Here is a 14,434-nt window from a genome sequence, read left to right on the forward strand (position 1 = left end):
GTGACTGCGTACCTTTTGTATAATGGGTCAGCGACTTATTGTCTGTAGCAAGGTTAACCGCTTAGGGGAGCCGTAGAGAAATCGAGTCTTAATAGGGCGTTTAGTTGCAGGCAATAGACCCGAAACCCGGCGATCTATCCATGGGCAGGTTGAAGGTTGAGTAACATCAACTGGAGGACCGAACCCACTAATGTTGAAAAATTAGGGGATGACCTGTGGATCGGAGTGAAAGGCTAATCAAGCCGGGAGATAGCTGGTTCTCCTCGAAAGCTATTTAGGTAGCGCCTCGCGTCTCACCCTCGGGGGTAGAGCACTGTTTGGGCTAGGGGGTCATCCCGACTTACCAACCCCATGCAAACTCCGAATACCGAGGAGTGCAATCGCGGGAGACACACGGCGGGTGCTAACGTCCGTCGTGGAAAGGGAAACAACCCAGACCGCCAGCTAAGGTCCCAAATACCAATTAAGTGGGAAACGATGTGGGAAGGCCCAGACAGCTAGGAGGTTGGCTTAGAAGCAGCCATCCTTTAAAGAAAGCGTAATAGCTCACTAGTCGAGTCGGCCTGCGCGGAAGATATACCGGGGCTAAATTGGTAACCGAAGCTGCGGATGCCTTCGGGCATGGTAGAGGAGCGTTGTGTAAGCCGTTGAAGGTGGATCGGGAGGTCTGCTGGAGGTATCACAAGTGCGAATGCTGACATGAGTAACGATAAGGGAGGTGAAAAACCTCCCCGCCGGAAGACCAAGGGTTCCTGTCCAACGCTAATCGGGACAGGGTTAGTCGGCCCCTAAGGCGAGGGCGAAAGCCGTAGTCGATGGAAAACAGGTTAATATTCCTGTACTCGCTATTGCTGCGATGGAGTGACGGAGAAGGCTAGGCCAGCATGGCGATTGGTTGTCCATGTTTAAGGTTGTAGGCTGGGGACTTAGGCAAATCCGGGTCCCTAAGGCTGAGAACTGATGACGAGTCTCTTTTAGAGACGAAGTGGTTGATGCCCTGCTTCCAGGAAAAACTTCTAAGCTTCAGGCAATAGTGAACCGTACTCTAAACCGACACAGGTGGTCAGGTAGAGAATACCAAGGCGCTTGAGAGAACTCTGGTGAAGGAACTAGGCAAAATGGTACCGTAACTTCGGGAGAAGGTACGCCGGTTTTGGTGATGGGACTTGCTCCCTAAGCTGAGGCCGGTCGAAGTGACCAGGTGGCTGCGACTGTTTATTAAAAACATAGCACTCTGCAAACACGTAAGTGGACGTATAGGGTGTGACGCCTGCCCGGTGCCGGAAGGTTAATTGATGGGGTTAGCTTCGGCGAAGCTCTTGATCGAAGCCCCGGTAAACGGCGGCCGTAACTATAACGGTCCTAAGGTAGCGAAATTCCTTGTCGGGTAAGTTCCGACCTGCACGAATGGCGTAACGATGGCCACGCTGTCTCCACCAGAGACTCAGTGAAATTGAAATCGCTGTTAAGATGCAGTGTACCCGCGGCTAGACGGAAAGACCCCGTGAACCTTTACTACAGCTTTGCACTGAACTTTGAGCCTATTTGTGTAGGATAGGTGGGAGGCTTTGAAGCAGCGACGCTAGTTGTTGTGGAGCCGTCCTTGAAATACCACCCTGGTATGTTTGAGGTTCTAACTCTGGTCCGTTATCCGGATCGAGGACAGTGTATGGTGGGTAGTTTGACTGGGGCGGTCTCCTCCCAAAGAGTAACGGAGGAGTACGAAGGTGCACTCAGCATGGTCGGAAATCATGCAATGAGCATAATGGTATAAGTGCGCTTGACTGCGAGACAGACATGTCGAGCAGGTACGAAAGTAGGTCATAGTGATCCGGCGATTCTGTATGGAAGGGTCGTCGCTCAACGGATAAAAGGTACTCCGGGGATAACAGGCTGATACCGCCCAAGAGTTCACATCGACGGCGGTGTTTGGCACCTCGATGTCGGCTCATCACATCCTGGGGCTGAAGCCGGTCCCAAGGGTATGGCTGTTCGCCATTTAAAGTGGTACGCGAGCTGGGTTTAGAACGTCGTGAGACAGTTCGGTCCCTATCTGCCGTGGGCGTTGGAGATTTGAGAAGAGTTGCTCCTAGTACGAGAGGACCGGAGTGAACGAACCTCTGGTGTTCCGGTTGTCACGCCAGTGGCATTGCCGGGTAGCTATGTTCGGACGGGATAACCGCTGAAAGCATCTAAGCGGGAAGCCTCCTTCAAGATAAGATCTCCCTGGGAACTTGATTCCCCTAAAGGGCCGTGGAAGACTACCACGTTGATAGGCTGGGTGTGGAAGCGTTGTGAGGCGTTGAGCTAACCAGTACTAATTGCCCGTGCGGCTTGACCATACAACAGAGATGGTTACTAACGACTAGCTAAGCTAGCGGATTGTGAGTTAGAGACATACAATCGCTTGCGGTGTATTACTACAGATTGTTTTACCGACTTATTTGGGGTTATCGCCGGTCGACAGACCGAGGCAAACAGCGATAACGCGGCAGGCCAAGCACATTGCTTATAAGACCAGCGCCAACCCAAGCCAGTTTGCCTGACGACAATAGAGTTGTGGAACCACCTGATCCCTTGCCGAACTCAGAAGTGAAACGCAACATCGCCGATGGTAGTGTGGGGCTTCCCCATGTGAGAGTAGGTCATCGTCAGGCTTCTAATCCGAAAGGGCCACCCAATGGGTGGCCCTTTTTTTATGTGTGAAAAAAATATCCGTGAAGAGCCGTAAAGAAGAAAAGCAAAAACTTGGAAGTTAAAAATAAAAAGAAGTTAAAAATAAAAAAAGGCAAAGATGAAACGAAGAAAAATTAAAAAAGAAAAGCTAAAAATAAAAACAAAGAAATCCTGAGAAGTAATGAATAACCCAGTCAGGTTTTTGCCCTCAAAATCCAGTTGAAAAATTTAAACAGGAAAAACCCCGATAAAAAGTCGAACACGTTTACGCGACTGTAAATAAAGAGTTCTCCTCGCGACTTTCTCTCCTGAAAAAAATTGAGCGCCCAGCTATTTTTTACTGCAATCTTCCCTGGAAGGGCATTCCCAAATAATTTACCGCAGTACTACTAGTAGTCTTCCCGGAAAAAATCTTCCCAATAAAGAAATTATCTCCGCTGTAAAAAAGGGCCTGACAGGGATAAAAGTGACACAAAAATACCAACGAAAAAGCCGGTGATTTTTTGTGCGCTCGCGCAATGTCACACAACTGTAAGGCTGGCAGCGGATATACCACAGTTATACACAAGTCTATCCAGCCATTCTGTTAATAACGGCCGACCTGTGGAAATCACCCTAGAATCAGTGGTGTTTTTTTATCCATTAAAAGGCCCCCTATGGAAACAGAGGCCTGAAAGTGGATATCCCGGAGTTATGCACAGGTCTATCCATGGATTCTGTTAGTAACCGTCTCTTCATCCGCTTGTCATCAGTTATAAACAACTACCTGTTTAGACAGAGGTGTCAGTTTTATTAAAGGTGGCACGGAAGTCTTTGTGATCGAAAGTTTGGGTTGGGTGGAATAAGAGGGAAATAAAAAAGCCCCTCTGAGTGGGGCTTTTTTATTTAGGTTGTGCTGAAGTATGCAGAAAATAGTTTGCTATGGTTCATAGGCATTTTCTGGGACCAGATCGTAATTCATTTCTTTTAGGCTCAGCTCATCAAGAGGAACCAGCTGTGCGGGAAGAGAAAAGCTACGTAGTGGCTTACCCTGGGCCCAGTCCAGGATAGTAATTGTTTCTGTTTCTTCTTGGAGATGGTGTAATAGGCCCTTTAGTGCGATCGCATTAGCTGAAGATAAGAAGTGATACTCATGCTCTCCCTGCAGCTGAACGAAACGGGACTCCTTGTCAGCTTCTTCAATACGAAGCCATGCCGTGCCTTTATCCACACCCTCTTCACCGAGGACCATAGGCCCAAGTGGGTCTTCATAGATCGAGGTTAAGTTGTTAACTATTGGAGGGCGTAATGTGCCAACCCAAACCCAACCAGAGAGACTTATACGACTTAACTGCCATTCACACAGCCAGACTGTCTGATCATCATCGATGCGAAACTCACGATACTCTCGCTGCCCAAGATAGCTGTCAAAACTAACTTCCTCGTTGGGGTTATCCCGACGGAAGCTGTGTAGCTGCTGGGTCATCTCATAATTGACTTCCCAGTGTTTTCTTAAACGCCACTGCATAGGGTATTGACCCCACTCGACGATATATTCTTCCCGCTCGCGGATAGTTTCTACAACCCGCCAGAAGGCGCCATCAATCAAAATGCAGGTATCGCCAATTTTACAGCCTGGAGCGATGATGCTGCATTCCGGTGACGCCTCTGAAGCGCTGACAATATGTTCAGCGCGCCCTTCGATTACATCGTACCAGGGGAATCCATGGCGCAAGGGCGGAGGGAATGCGAGTGGTGGTCGACCACCGAGTAGGCGACGAAAAAGTACCGACTTCTCAATTTCCAGGTCAGAGAGAGTATAACCTTCCTGTTGGGTGATCTGGCCCCAGGCAAAGGCGGCTCGGATTAGGTGTTTTTCACGGTCTGAAAAGCTCATGGGTGCAGTCATGGGCAAACTAAAACGGAAACCTTACCACTGTGGGGAGGAGGGTGCTAATGCAATTCATTGACATGGGATGGTAAAGGACAGGTTTACTTGAGCTTAGATACACTGGGGTACTCGACAAATAGATTAGGAGAAGCTGTCGTGGTATGGATGCGGAGGTTATATTTCGGTTGTTTAGTAATGGGGTTTTTTATCGCCCATGGTGCTATGGCAGCCGAAGGAGATGGTGGGGCTGACGATTGCTATCTTGATGGATGGCAATACTCATTGCAGTGTTCTCGGATTACAGTTGGGAAAGGGGACACACAAGTTAAACTGGCCGTAATGGTTTCTCCCGCGCTGGATGAAAGCGGAGAAGAGCCTCTCTATCTACTCGCGGGGGGGCCTGGACAGGCGGCGAGTGATCTTGCAATCCTGCTGAACAAGTTTCGTAAAATAAACCAAACGCGTGCAATCGTATTGGTGGATCGCCGCGGTGCAGGATTATCCCGCCCATTTAGCTGCGGTATTGATCGCAATACGCCAAACGAATTGGAGGTGATCTCAAAATCACTGGCAGATTGCTACCTGCAACAAACAACATTTGCCAATTCACTCAGTAGCCGCCAGACCATTGAAGACCTTGAACTGGTGCGGAAACATTTCGGCCACGAGAAGATTTCCCTGTGGGGTGGTTCCTGGGGAACACGGACAGCTTTACTTTATCAGCAGTGGTATCCGGACAGTTTAACTGCCTTGGTACTAGATGCGGTAGCACCTATAGATACAAAGGTGTTTTTAGGGGCTTCGGCTGCTGAGCATGCCTTGCAAACTTTAGTGAGAGACTGTCAATCCGATTTAGCCTGCTCCCGGTTTGGTGATTGGCAGGGAGTATTGGAACAATTGCTGATTAACTGGGATGACTCCGCTGCGAAAAAATTTCCGGACCCAGTTACGGGGAGAGTATCCGAGCAACCCATGTCACTTTGGGCCTTGCAAAGCATGATCCGGGCGGCTTTGTACTCTCCCGAAGCGTCGGCGCAACTGCCATTTGCAATCACTGAAGCAGGCTCAGGTAATTACTTGCCATTGGCCGGTATAGCGGGATTTTTTTCAGATACAACAACGGGAATGTCCCTGGGCCTGACTTTCTCTGTTGCCTGCTCAGAGGAGTTACATCGAATCAGCGAGGAAGAAGTTGCTGCGGATATTGCTGGTGCTTTTATTGGCAGGGCTTTTCTTGAGTTTTTTTCTCGTGGTTGTGATGTATGGCCTGTGCCTAAAAGGCCTTATAGCAAACCTGAACCCCGTCACCATCCAGTATTGTTAATATCGGGTGAAGCGGATCCGATCACGCCGCCAATCTATGCACAAAAGGATCTTGATTATCTCTCCAATAAGCAGCACCTGATAGTAATGGGGGGAGGGCATATTAATTCCATTCGAGGTTGTATTCCTGATTTGATTGATAAATTTCTTACTTCACCTGAAGTGAAGCTGGATCAAGCTTGTGTGAAGGATATTCACAGACCGCCGTTCATGATTGGAGCTTATGGGCCAGAGTTGGATCGGAGAGGCGGTTCTGATTCAAAAGGAATGGAACAGGGGGGGGAGCGGCAGTGATTAGAGTTAATTCGGTTAGTAAGCAGTTTTCGGGAACCCCTGTACTGAAGAACCTGAACTTTTCTATTGCTGATGGGCAGATAACAGCCTTACTGGGTGCCAATGGTGCGGGCAAAACGACATGTCTTCGCATTATTACCGGTTTACTAAAAGCAGATAGTGGGCATGCTTATGTTGGTGGCCTCGAGGTTTCAAAGTATCCGAAGGAAATACGTCGGCAGTTAGGCGTGGTTGGAGACCGGGAAGGACTTTATGAACGTCTTACCGTAGCGGAGTATTTGTCCTTTTTCGCCAGTGCCCAAGGGTTGGCTGGAGATAAATTAGAATTTGCATTGCAATCTGTGCGAGAAGAGTTAGAGCTATCCAGCCTTTGGAATCGCCGAACAAAAGGGTTTTCTCAAGGGGAGAGAATGAAGGTGTCTCTCGCTCGGGCGCTAGTACATCGGCCCTCCCATCTGATTTTGGATGAGCCCACCCGTGGTTTAGATGTGCTTGCTGCCAGGTTACTGCGTAGAACTCTTTTAAACTTGAGGTCAGAGGGAACAGCAATTTTATTTTCGAGCCATATTATGGCTGAGGTTGTAGAGCTATCCGATACTGTTTTGATCATGGCAAATGGCACTATTGTCGATAGTGGAACCCCAGGCGAACTCAATACACGTTCAGGTAGTAACAACCTTGAGGATAGTTTCGTGAAGCTTGCTTATGGTCAAAGGGCAGGGAAGAGTCAGCAGGGAGAGGTAGCATGAGTATTGTCGATAATGTTTTATCACAGCAATTCCAAGCACTGGTTCTAAAGGAGCTTCTTGAAGTTTGGCGTGATCGGCGGGCTTTAATGATTGCATTGGGTTTTACCCTTTTATTTCCAGCAATAATGATTGGAAGTGGTGCCCTATCTTTTAAGGTAGTGTCCGAAACCAATTTAAATATTGCCATTGTAGGTAGTGACTATGCCCCTTTATTAGAGAATCAATTACATGGAACTGGTTTCCGGATTGATCAGTTGAGGGAGGGGATTCCACGTGAACTTCTTGAGGATAAATATGATGCTGTCCTACAAATAGGCAAAGAATTTGAGACAGACTATCGCAATCTCCTGTCTCCCAAAGTCTATTTGTATGTTGATGGTTCAAGTAAATCTGGTGGGCGGGGTATTCAGCTTATACAGGAGCGCCTGGGTACCCTACAGAAAACAATTATGCAGCAGCGTTTATCAGCACGTGGTATTGCGCCTCAGGTTCTTACTCCCTGGCAGTTACAAATAAGGGACGTTAGCACTCCGTCCAGCCGGGGGTTAGCTATTTTAGGAATTATGGTGCCAGTGCTATTGATTATGGCGTTGATGGTATGCAGCGCAGCTCCATCTATCGACACCTCTGCGGGAGAGCGGGAGCGCATGAGTATCGAAACCTTATTGCAGCAACCCTTGAATGGTTGGCAGATTATTGTGGCGAAAGTGCTCGCCGTAACCAGTATCGGTTGGTTTGGGTCACTTCTTTCGCTCGCAGTTTTAACGCTATCATTTACTCTTTTACCACTGGCAGAAATTGGAGTGCAGTTTTCTGCAGGAATAACCGAGTTGGTGGCTATGAGTTTTTTGTTATTGCCACTGGCATTGCTGGTTGCTGTTCTCCAGATTCTTTTAGCCCTGCGCTCCCAGTCCTTTAAAGATGCACAAATCCAGCTGAGCATTTTGCAGGGATTACCTGTCGCATTGCTGATGATAGTAAATCTATCTGACATTAAATTGGACTCACCCGCTTGGCAACTGACCCCCTTAATCGGGCAGCAACAATGGCTCAGCCTGTTAATGGCAGGTGAGGCGATACCTGTACCCTTGGCTCTTGCTGGCTCCTTGGTCACCCTATCTTTGGTTGGGCTGTGTATATTAGTAGGTGCACGTGCTTTGAGTCGTGAGAGCCTGCTTGGGGCTACCTAGCTGATGAATTGAGAGTTGTATTGGCATGAATGACTTCCGCGAGGGGCTGCTGAGTATTAATTTGCAGTCAATTGCTGATAACTATCTAGATCTGACCGAGAAGTTGGCTGGTGGCGCCCGCTGTGGCGCTGTGGTCAAGGCGGATGCCTATGGCCTAGGTATGACCCAGGTAGCGCCGACCCTCTACCGGCAAGGCTGCCGGGACTTCTTTGTTGCAACCCAAGCGGAAGGGGAGCGTCTTCGTAGAGAGCTGGGGGACGAGGTCCGCATCGTTATTCTAACCGGGGTGCGAAATGGGGCAGAATTAGAGTGTGCCCACGCAGGGTTGATGCCAACACTGTTTACCCTGGAGCAATTGCGCAATTGGGTCGAAATATGTGCTCGCGCGGAATTAGTGGCTCCCTGTGCGGTAAAAGTAGATTCGGGTATGACGCGCCTGGGTCTCAGCGAGGAGGAGTTTGAACTACTACTGGGGGACCGGCAATTACTTGACTCCGCGGATATACGCATCCTTCTCAGCCATCTGGCTTGTGCGGATGAGCCGCTCCATCCACAAAATAGCTTTCAATTGCGCAGTTTTAAAGAAGCTGGTGAGAGGCTGCGTTCACTGTGTCCCGAGGTGCAGCTGAGCCTCGCTAATTCCTCAGGCATTTTCCTCGGTGAGGATTATCACTTTGATATTGCCCGCCCCGGATCTGCTCTCTACGGGATTAACCCGGTTCCCGGTACTCCCAATCCAATGAGGCCCACAGTAGCACTCAGTCTACCGATAGTGCAAAAGCGTTTTGTCAGTCGCGAACAGTCTGTTGGTTATGGAGCGACCCAACAGGCTGCAGCAGGAAGCTGGCTGGCAGTGGCTCGGGGTGGCTATGCAGACGGTATAATCCGGGCTCAGGGTGGCCGGGGTCGCGGCTGGGCCTGCGGTCGCCATCTACCGATAATCGGTCGTATATCTATGGATTCCACGACTTTCGATATCTCTGCGTTATCCGACCAAGACCGGGAATCTCTGCAGTCCATAGATGTTCTCAATAAAGAGCTAACGGTGGATGAGGTGGCAGAATACGCTGGCACTATTGGTTATGAGGTGTTGACCAGCCTCGGACATCGTTATTTTCGTCGCTATATAAAAAGTTGATCGCCTTGCAAGACACTATCGCAAAAAGCTCACTGGAACAGTTACGCCCGGTATTGGAATTACTGGCTGATGGTAATCTGCATTCTGGGGAATCTCTCGGTGCAGCCCTTGGAGTAAGCCGCGCTGCAGTGTGGAAGCAATTAAAGAAACTTGAGCATTACGGATTGGCGCTCGAATCGGTTAAAGGGAGGGGTTACCGTTTGCCTGGAGGGTTGGAGTTGCTCTCTTCGGACAAGATTTACGAGGGGCTTGGGGATAATTCCAATGCTCTTTTACGCGAGCTGATTTTATTTGACGAGGTGGGCTCGACGAATACGCAGCTCTTAACTCGCATGGAGCAGGGTAGTGGGCATGCTATTGCCATGCTTGCAGAAAGACAGAGTGCTGGTCGAGGGCGTCGCGGTCGAGGCTGGATCAGCCCTTATGGGGTTGGGGTGAGTTTGTCTGTCGGCTGGGAGTTCAGCGGCGGAGTGCAAAGCCTGGAGGGACTGAGCCTCGCGGTAGGGGTGGCGTTGGCGCGGGCATTAGAACGTTTTTCGGTACCGGATATCCGCTTGAAATGGCCCAATGATATCTGGTGCCGTGGCCGGAAGCTTGCAGGGGTTTTGCTTGAGCTCAAGGGGGATCTGACCGATCGCTGTGCTGTGGTTATCGGCATAGGGCTGAATAGTGGCCTGCGCATTGAAACCGCCACTGAAATTGATCAGCCTTGGGCGGATTTGCAGCAGATTTGCCCGGGGATACCGCGTAACCATTTAGTGGCTGCGATATTGGATGAGCTGTTACCGTTATTGCACGAATATCCACAAAGAGGATTTAGTGCTTACCGGGATGCCTGGACCAAGCTGGATCAATTTGCCGGTCAGCCGGTCACACTGCAGGCCGGTTCTCAGGTTTGGGCCGGTATCGCCGCCGGGGTAGATGACAAAGGTGCCTTAATTTTAGATATGGATGGAGAGCTGAAACACTTTCATGGAGGGGAAATCTCTTTGCGGGGGCAGGTTTGATTCTGGAACTGGATATTGGTAATACCCGTGGCAAATGGCGCCTGTTAAACGAAGGGCAGGTAGATATGCGCGGGCATTTTGGTACCTCCGACTTGCGTGAAGGTCGTATGCCGGACGGCTGGGATAAGCTGGGCCTGGAGTTGCAGCCCAAGCGGGTTCGCGTGGTAAATGTTGCGGGCCCCGTAGTCGCTGAGTCGTTGTCAGAGCATGTAAGATCCTTGTTTTCTCTGGATGTGGAGTTCTCACAGGTACTCGAAGAATGTGCCGGAGTTACCTGTGGCTATGACAACCACCAGGTATTAGGTACTGATCGATGGCTGGCGATGCTTGCCGCATATGGCCGGGACCAGAGTGCAGCACTAATTGTGGACTGTGGCAGCGCGGTTACCCTAGATTTGATAGACAATAACGGAGGTCACCTTGGTGGGTATATCGTACCCGGTATAGGTTTAATGCAGCGCTCTCTGCGGCTGGATACTCATGCGGCCAAGAGTGCGCAGGCGTTTACATTGACGACATCGTTAAGTGCTGGGCGCAATACCGATGAGGCCATTAATCGCGGACTATTTCTAATGGTGCTTGGGGCAATCGATCGGGCACTTGATCAACTGCGAAATTATACTGGTGGGGAGCCGTTACTGTGGCTTACCGGTGGAGATGGGGTGCTACTGTCCTCTCTCTATCAAAGTGAGCATCACTTGGTGCCGGAGTTGGTACTGGATGGCTTGGCGTTGAGTAATCCCTAAATATAAAGACTGTTATGCGTTGGATCGCTCTCTTCTTACTGATACTTAATCTGGGGGTGTTTGCCTGGTTTATGGCGGCATCCCCAGCTAATGATGGCACCGTCAGTGTTGTCAGCCCAGGTCGGGGCACTGAAATCCAGGAAATTGTCTTGGTTAGTGAAATATCGCCAGAACAGCTGCCCCCAGTGGAAGAGGAGACGGCCCCGTTAGCCACTGAGGTCTCTGGAGAGCAATTGTGTACCTTGATCGGGCCTTTTCCCGAAGAATATCTGGGGAAGGATATAGTGGAGCGTCTCTCCGCCCTCCAGGTTTCTGCCAGTCTTCGCGAAATTCAAATGCAAGGGCAGATGCGTTACTGGGTTTTTTTACCGCCGCTGAACTCTCGTAGAGAGGCATTCAACCGTTTGCGTGAACTGCAGGCCCAGGGTATCGATAGCTATGTAATCCCCAAGGGTGCTCTTGCCGACGGTATATCATTTGGTATTTTCAGTGAACGCGAACGCGCAGAAGGTCTTGCTGAAGAACTGGCGGAAAAGGGAATTGGGGCGCAGTTCCGTGAAGAGCCTCAGACTCATATGGAGCGTTGGATTATATTGGCGCCTGGGCAGGCTGAACGTTTGGCTGGAGAATTCTGGCAACATCTGCAGGAAGAGCACCCCAAGCTGGATCGGCGCAGAAATCTTTGTTCAGAAGTGGCGAGCTGAAAGGCTCTCGACTATAGGTCTTAATCCTCACGGCTTGATATTTAGCGGCTGAATTTTTCTCTATGAGGCAAATGGCGACACAAAAAATTCCGATTTATCTGTAAAAAGGGTGTTGCTTGTCAGGATAACTTCCCCTAGAATCCCGCCTCCATTGACGAGGCTGACCAATCAACTTCGCCAATGAATGGGATAGTGCTGGCGTAGCTCAGTTGGTAGAGCAGCTGACTTGTAATCAGCCGGTCGGGGGTTCGACTCCTCTCGCCAGCTCCATTTTATCCCAGCATTGTTCAACATTAAATTTCGCAGGTAAGTCTGTGAAATTTAAAGAAAAAAATGTTGACAGTGCAGCGGAAGGTGTAGAGAATGCACCCCGCATTGAGGCAGGGGTTCCCGAGTGGCCAAAGGGATCAGACTGTAAATCTGACGCGAAAGCTTCGGTGGTTCGAATCCACCCCCCTGCACCATTTTTTACACCGTAAGGTGTTGCCAGCGAAACGGATTGTTTCGTTTGGAGGCTCCCGCAAGCGGGCATAGTTCAATGGTAGAACCTCAGCCTTCCAAGCTGATGATGCGGGTTCGATTCCCGCTGCCCGCTCCAGTTATGGGTTCAGCTGGAATATCCTCCGGATTGGCAAGCCTTGTGGTCGCCTGGTTTGGCGAGATATTTGCTCATGTAGCTCAGGGGTAGAGCACACCCTTGGTAAGGGTGAGGTCGGCGGTTCAAATCCGCCCATGAGCTCCATTTTTAATAGCCGCGAGGGTGAGAGCTCTTGCGGTTGTTTGTGTCCGGGGTCGGGGTTTTCCGGGTCGGATGCGCATGTTCTGGACATGGGTGGGATCGTTAACGGTTCACCTATATTAGGAGGCTGCAATGGCAAAAGAAAAGTTTGAACGTTCCAAGCCCCACGTGAACGTGGGCACCATCGGTCACGTTGACCACGGTAAAACCACCCTGACCGCTGCTCTGACCCGCGTATGTGCGGAAGTATGGGGCGGTGACGCTGTAGCTTTCGACGGTATCGACAATGCACCGGAAGAGCGTGAGCGCGGTATCACCATCGCTACCTCTCACGTTGAGTACGAGTCCCCGACTCGCCACTACGCGCACGTAGACTGCCCGGGACACGCCGACTACGTTAAGAACATGATCACCGGTGCTGCTCAGATGGACGGCGCTATCCTGGTATGTTCCGCAGCTGACGGCCCCATGCCGCAGACTCGTGAGCACATCCTGCTTTCCCGTCAGGTAGGTGTACCTTACATCGTTGTGTTCCTGAACAAAGCGGACATGGTAGACGACGAAGAGCTGCTCGAGCTGGTAGAGATGGAAGTTCGCGAACTTCTGGACCAGTACGAGTTCCCGGGTGACGACACTCCGATCATCGTTGGTTCTGCTCTGATGGCCCTGAACGGCGAAGACGACAACGAAATGGGTACCACCGCTGTTAAGAAGCTGGTTGAGACCCTGGACGAGTACATTCCTGAGCCGGAGCGCGCTGTAGACCTGCCGTTCCTGATGCCGATCGAAGACGTATTCTCCATCTCCGGCCGTGGTACCGTGGTAACCGGTCGTGTAGAGCGCGGTGTAATCCACACTGGCGACGAGATCGAAATCGTTGGTATCAAAGAGACCACCACTACCACCTGTACTGGTGTTGAGATGTTCCGCAAGCTGCTCGACGAAGGTCGTGCAGGTGAGAACATCGGCGCGCTGCTGCGCGGCACCAAGCGTGACGAAGTGGAGCGTGGTCAGGTACTGGCTAAGCCTGGTTCTATCACTCCGCACACCAAGTTCGAAGCAGAAGTGTACGTACTGTCCAAGGACGAAGGTGGTCGTCACACCCCGTTCTTTAAAGGCTACCGTCCTCAGTTTTACTTCCGTACTACCGACGTAACTGGTGCGGTAGAGCTGCCGGAAGGTACTGAAATGGTAATGCCGGGCGACAACATTCAAATGGTTGTTACCCTGATCGCTCCGATCGCCATGGAAGACGGCCTGCGCTTCGCTATTCGCGAAGGTGGTCGTACCGTAGGTGCGGGCGTTGTTGCTAAGATCATCGAGTAATCTTTGATCTTCGTGCCGCCGAGGTTCCTTGGCGGTGCACCAGATGAGAGGGCAGGCTATAGTCCTCTCCATCTTCGAGTGTTAAAGCACTCGTGATGTACAGGCCAGTAGTTCAATTGGTAGAGCACCGGTCTCCAAAACCGGCTGTTGGGGGTTCGAGTCCCTCCTGGCCTGCCATTTTCAATCACTCCGCTTAGGATAAGCTTAGGGGTGTCGCGAAACCCTGCTTATGAGTGGGGCTTTTGTGTTTTTGAGCACTAGGGGCTTATCTGTAGTGCGCTAAGGGCTTCATATATGAATGCTAAAGCAGAAGCGAAAACCTTTCGTCTTGACGGCCTAAAGTGGCTGCTGATAGTGCTGTTGGTTGGCGGTGCTGTCGCGGGCAACTCTTATTATGCCGAATTCCCCTTGATCTACCGCGTGTTGGCAGTTACTGCCATCTGCTTGGTCGCTCTGGTTGTGGCAGTAAATACCGCCAAAGGCAATGCTCTCTGGCAACTGTTGCGCGAGGCGCAAACCGAGGTCAGGCGCGTGGTTTGGCCGACCCGCCAAGAGGCAACCCAGACCACAGTGATTGTGGTGGTTTTTGTATTGATTATGGCGTTAATTCTCTGGGCGCTGGACTCCGCATTAGGTTGGGCGGCATCCAAACTCATCGGCTAAAGGTTGATA

At 50.6% G+C, this 14,434-nt stretch carries 10 protein-coding genes, 5 tRNA genes and 2 rRNA genes (1 of these 17 only partly in view); 16 read left to right on the plus strand and 1 reads right to left on the minus strand.

Annotated features, from left to right (window positions below):
- Together ACJJI7_RS09070 and rrf are read left to right on the plus strand one after the other, a co-directional pair.
- A 23S ribosomal RNA gene (locus ACJJI7_RS09070) occupies positions 1-2,342 on the plus strand; it begins 536 nt to the left of the window's first position.
- Between the two features lie 199 nt (positions 2,343-2,541).
- Positions 2,542-2,657 (plus strand): 5S ribosomal RNA (rrf, locus tag ACJJI7_RS09075).
- Positions 2,658-3,595: 938 nt separating this feature from the next.
- Here rrf and ACJJI7_RS09080 read toward each other — a convergent pair.
- Positions 3,596-4,552: a hypothetical protein gene (locus ACJJI7_RS09080; RefSeq protein ID WP_444902284.1), complete on the minus strand. Its 957-nt coding sequence runs from the start codon at positions 4,550-4,552 to the stop codon at positions 3,596-3,598.
- Between the two features lie 189 nt (positions 4,553-4,741).
- On the opposite strand from ACJJI7_RS09080, the gene ACJJI7_RS09085 reads away from it, so the two are divergent.
- The 14 genes from ACJJI7_RS09085 (at position 4,742) to secE (ending at position 14,425) form a co-directional block, all read left to right on the plus strand.
- Positions 4,742-6,163, plus strand: coding sequence for an alpha/beta hydrolase (locus ACJJI7_RS09085; RefSeq protein WP_444902283.1), 1,422 nt, complete (start codon positions 4,742-4,744; stop codon positions 6,161-6,163).
- Positions 6,160-6,912: an ABC transporter ATP-binding protein gene (locus ACJJI7_RS09090; RefSeq protein WP_444902282.1), complete on the plus strand. Its 753-nt coding sequence runs from the start codon at positions 6,160-6,162 to the stop codon at positions 6,910-6,912. The genes ACJJI7_RS09085 and ACJJI7_RS09090 overlap by 4 nt, the downstream gene beginning before the upstream one ends.
- A complete protein-coding gene (locus ACJJI7_RS09095) occupies positions 6,909-8,102 on the plus strand; it encodes an ABC transporter permease (RefSeq protein WP_282951747.1) in 1,194 nt (397 codons plus the stop codon). The genes ACJJI7_RS09090 and ACJJI7_RS09095 overlap by 4 nt, the downstream gene beginning before the upstream one ends.
- Before the next feature lie 25 nt (positions 8,103-8,127).
- Positions 8,128-9,240: an alanine racemase gene (alr, locus tag ACJJI7_RS09100; RefSeq protein ID WP_282951746.1), complete on the plus strand. Its 1,113-nt coding sequence runs from the start codon at positions 8,128-8,130 to the stop codon at positions 9,238-9,240.
- Between the two features lie 5 nt (positions 9,241-9,245).
- On the plus strand, positions 9,246-10,247 hold the full coding sequence (gene birA / locus ACJJI7_RS09105; protein WP_245556634.1) for a bifunctional biotin--[acetyl-CoA-carboxylase] ligase/biotin operon repressor BirA: 1,002 nt from the start codon (positions 9,246-9,248) through the stop codon (positions 10,245-10,247).
- Entirely contained in the window at positions 10,244-10,993 is a 750-nt protein-coding gene (locus ACJJI7_RS09110; RefSeq protein ID WP_444902281.1) for a type III pantothenate kinase, read from the plus strand. Before birA ends, ACJJI7_RS09110 begins: the two co-directional genes overlap by 4 nt.
- Before the next feature lie 14 nt (positions 10,994-11,007).
- Positions 11,008-11,697: an SPOR domain-containing protein gene (locus ACJJI7_RS09115; protein WP_020411100.1), complete on the plus strand. Its 690-nt coding sequence runs from the start codon at positions 11,008-11,010 to the stop codon at positions 11,695-11,697.
- 194 nt (positions 11,698-11,891) lie between these two features.
- Positions 11,892-11,967 (plus strand) — tRNA-Thr (locus tag ACJJI7_RS09120).
- A gap of 110 nt (positions 11,968-12,077) precedes the next feature.
- Positions 12,078-12,161: transfer RNA gene (locus ACJJI7_RS09125), tRNA-Tyr, on the plus strand.
- A 60-nt stretch (positions 12,162-12,221) separates the two neighbouring features.
- A tRNA-Gly gene (locus ACJJI7_RS09130) sits at positions 12,222-12,295 on the plus strand.
- A 69-nt stretch (positions 12,296-12,364) separates the two neighbouring features.
- A tRNA-Thr gene (locus ACJJI7_RS09135) sits at positions 12,365-12,439 on the plus strand.
- A gap of 129 nt (positions 12,440-12,568) precedes the next feature.
- On the plus strand, positions 12,569-13,762 hold the full coding sequence (tuf, locus tag ACJJI7_RS09140; RefSeq protein WP_020411101.1) for an elongation factor Tu: 1,194 nt from the start codon (positions 12,569-12,571) through the stop codon (positions 13,760-13,762).
- A 101-nt stretch (positions 13,763-13,863) separates the two neighbouring features.
- Positions 13,864-13,939 (plus strand) — tRNA-Trp (locus ACJJI7_RS09145).
- 117 nt (positions 13,940-14,056) lie between these two features.
- A complete protein-coding gene (gene secE / locus ACJJI7_RS09150; protein ID WP_020411128.1) occupies positions 14,057-14,425 on the plus strand; it encodes a preprotein translocase subunit SecE in 369 nt (122 codons plus the stop codon).
- Positions 14,426-14,434 lie beyond the last annotated feature (9 nt).

This window comes from Microbulbifer variabilis (genome assembly GCF_056232115.1).

Coding starts and splice junctions, on each gene's coding strand:
- ACJJI7_RS09080 (WP_444902284.1), bottom strand. CDS start 4,552: ATGAGCTTTTCAGACCGTGAAAAACACCTAATCCGAGCCGCCTTTGCC.
- ACJJI7_RS09085 (WP_444902283.1), top strand. CDS start 4,742: ATGGGGTTTTTTATCGCCCATGGTGCTATGGCAGCCGAAGGAGATGGT.
- ACJJI7_RS09095 (WP_282951747.1), top strand. CDS start 6,909: ATGAGTATTGTCGATAATGTTTTATCACAGCAATTCCAAGCACTGGTT.
- alr (WP_282951746.1), top strand. CDS start 8,128: ATGAATGACTTCCGCGAGGGGCTGCTGAGTATTAATTTGCAGTCAATT.
- ACJJI7_RS09115 (WP_020411100.1), top strand. CDS start 11,008: ATGCGTTGGATCGCTCTCTTCTTACTGATACTTAATCTGGGGGTGTTT.
- tuf (WP_020411101.1), top strand. CDS start 12,569: ATGGCAAAAGAAAAGTTTGAACGTTCCAAGCCCCACGTGAACGTGGGC.
- secE (WP_020411128.1), top strand. CDS start 14,057: ATGAATGCTAAAGCAGAAGCGAAAACCTTTCGTCTTGACGGCCTAAAG.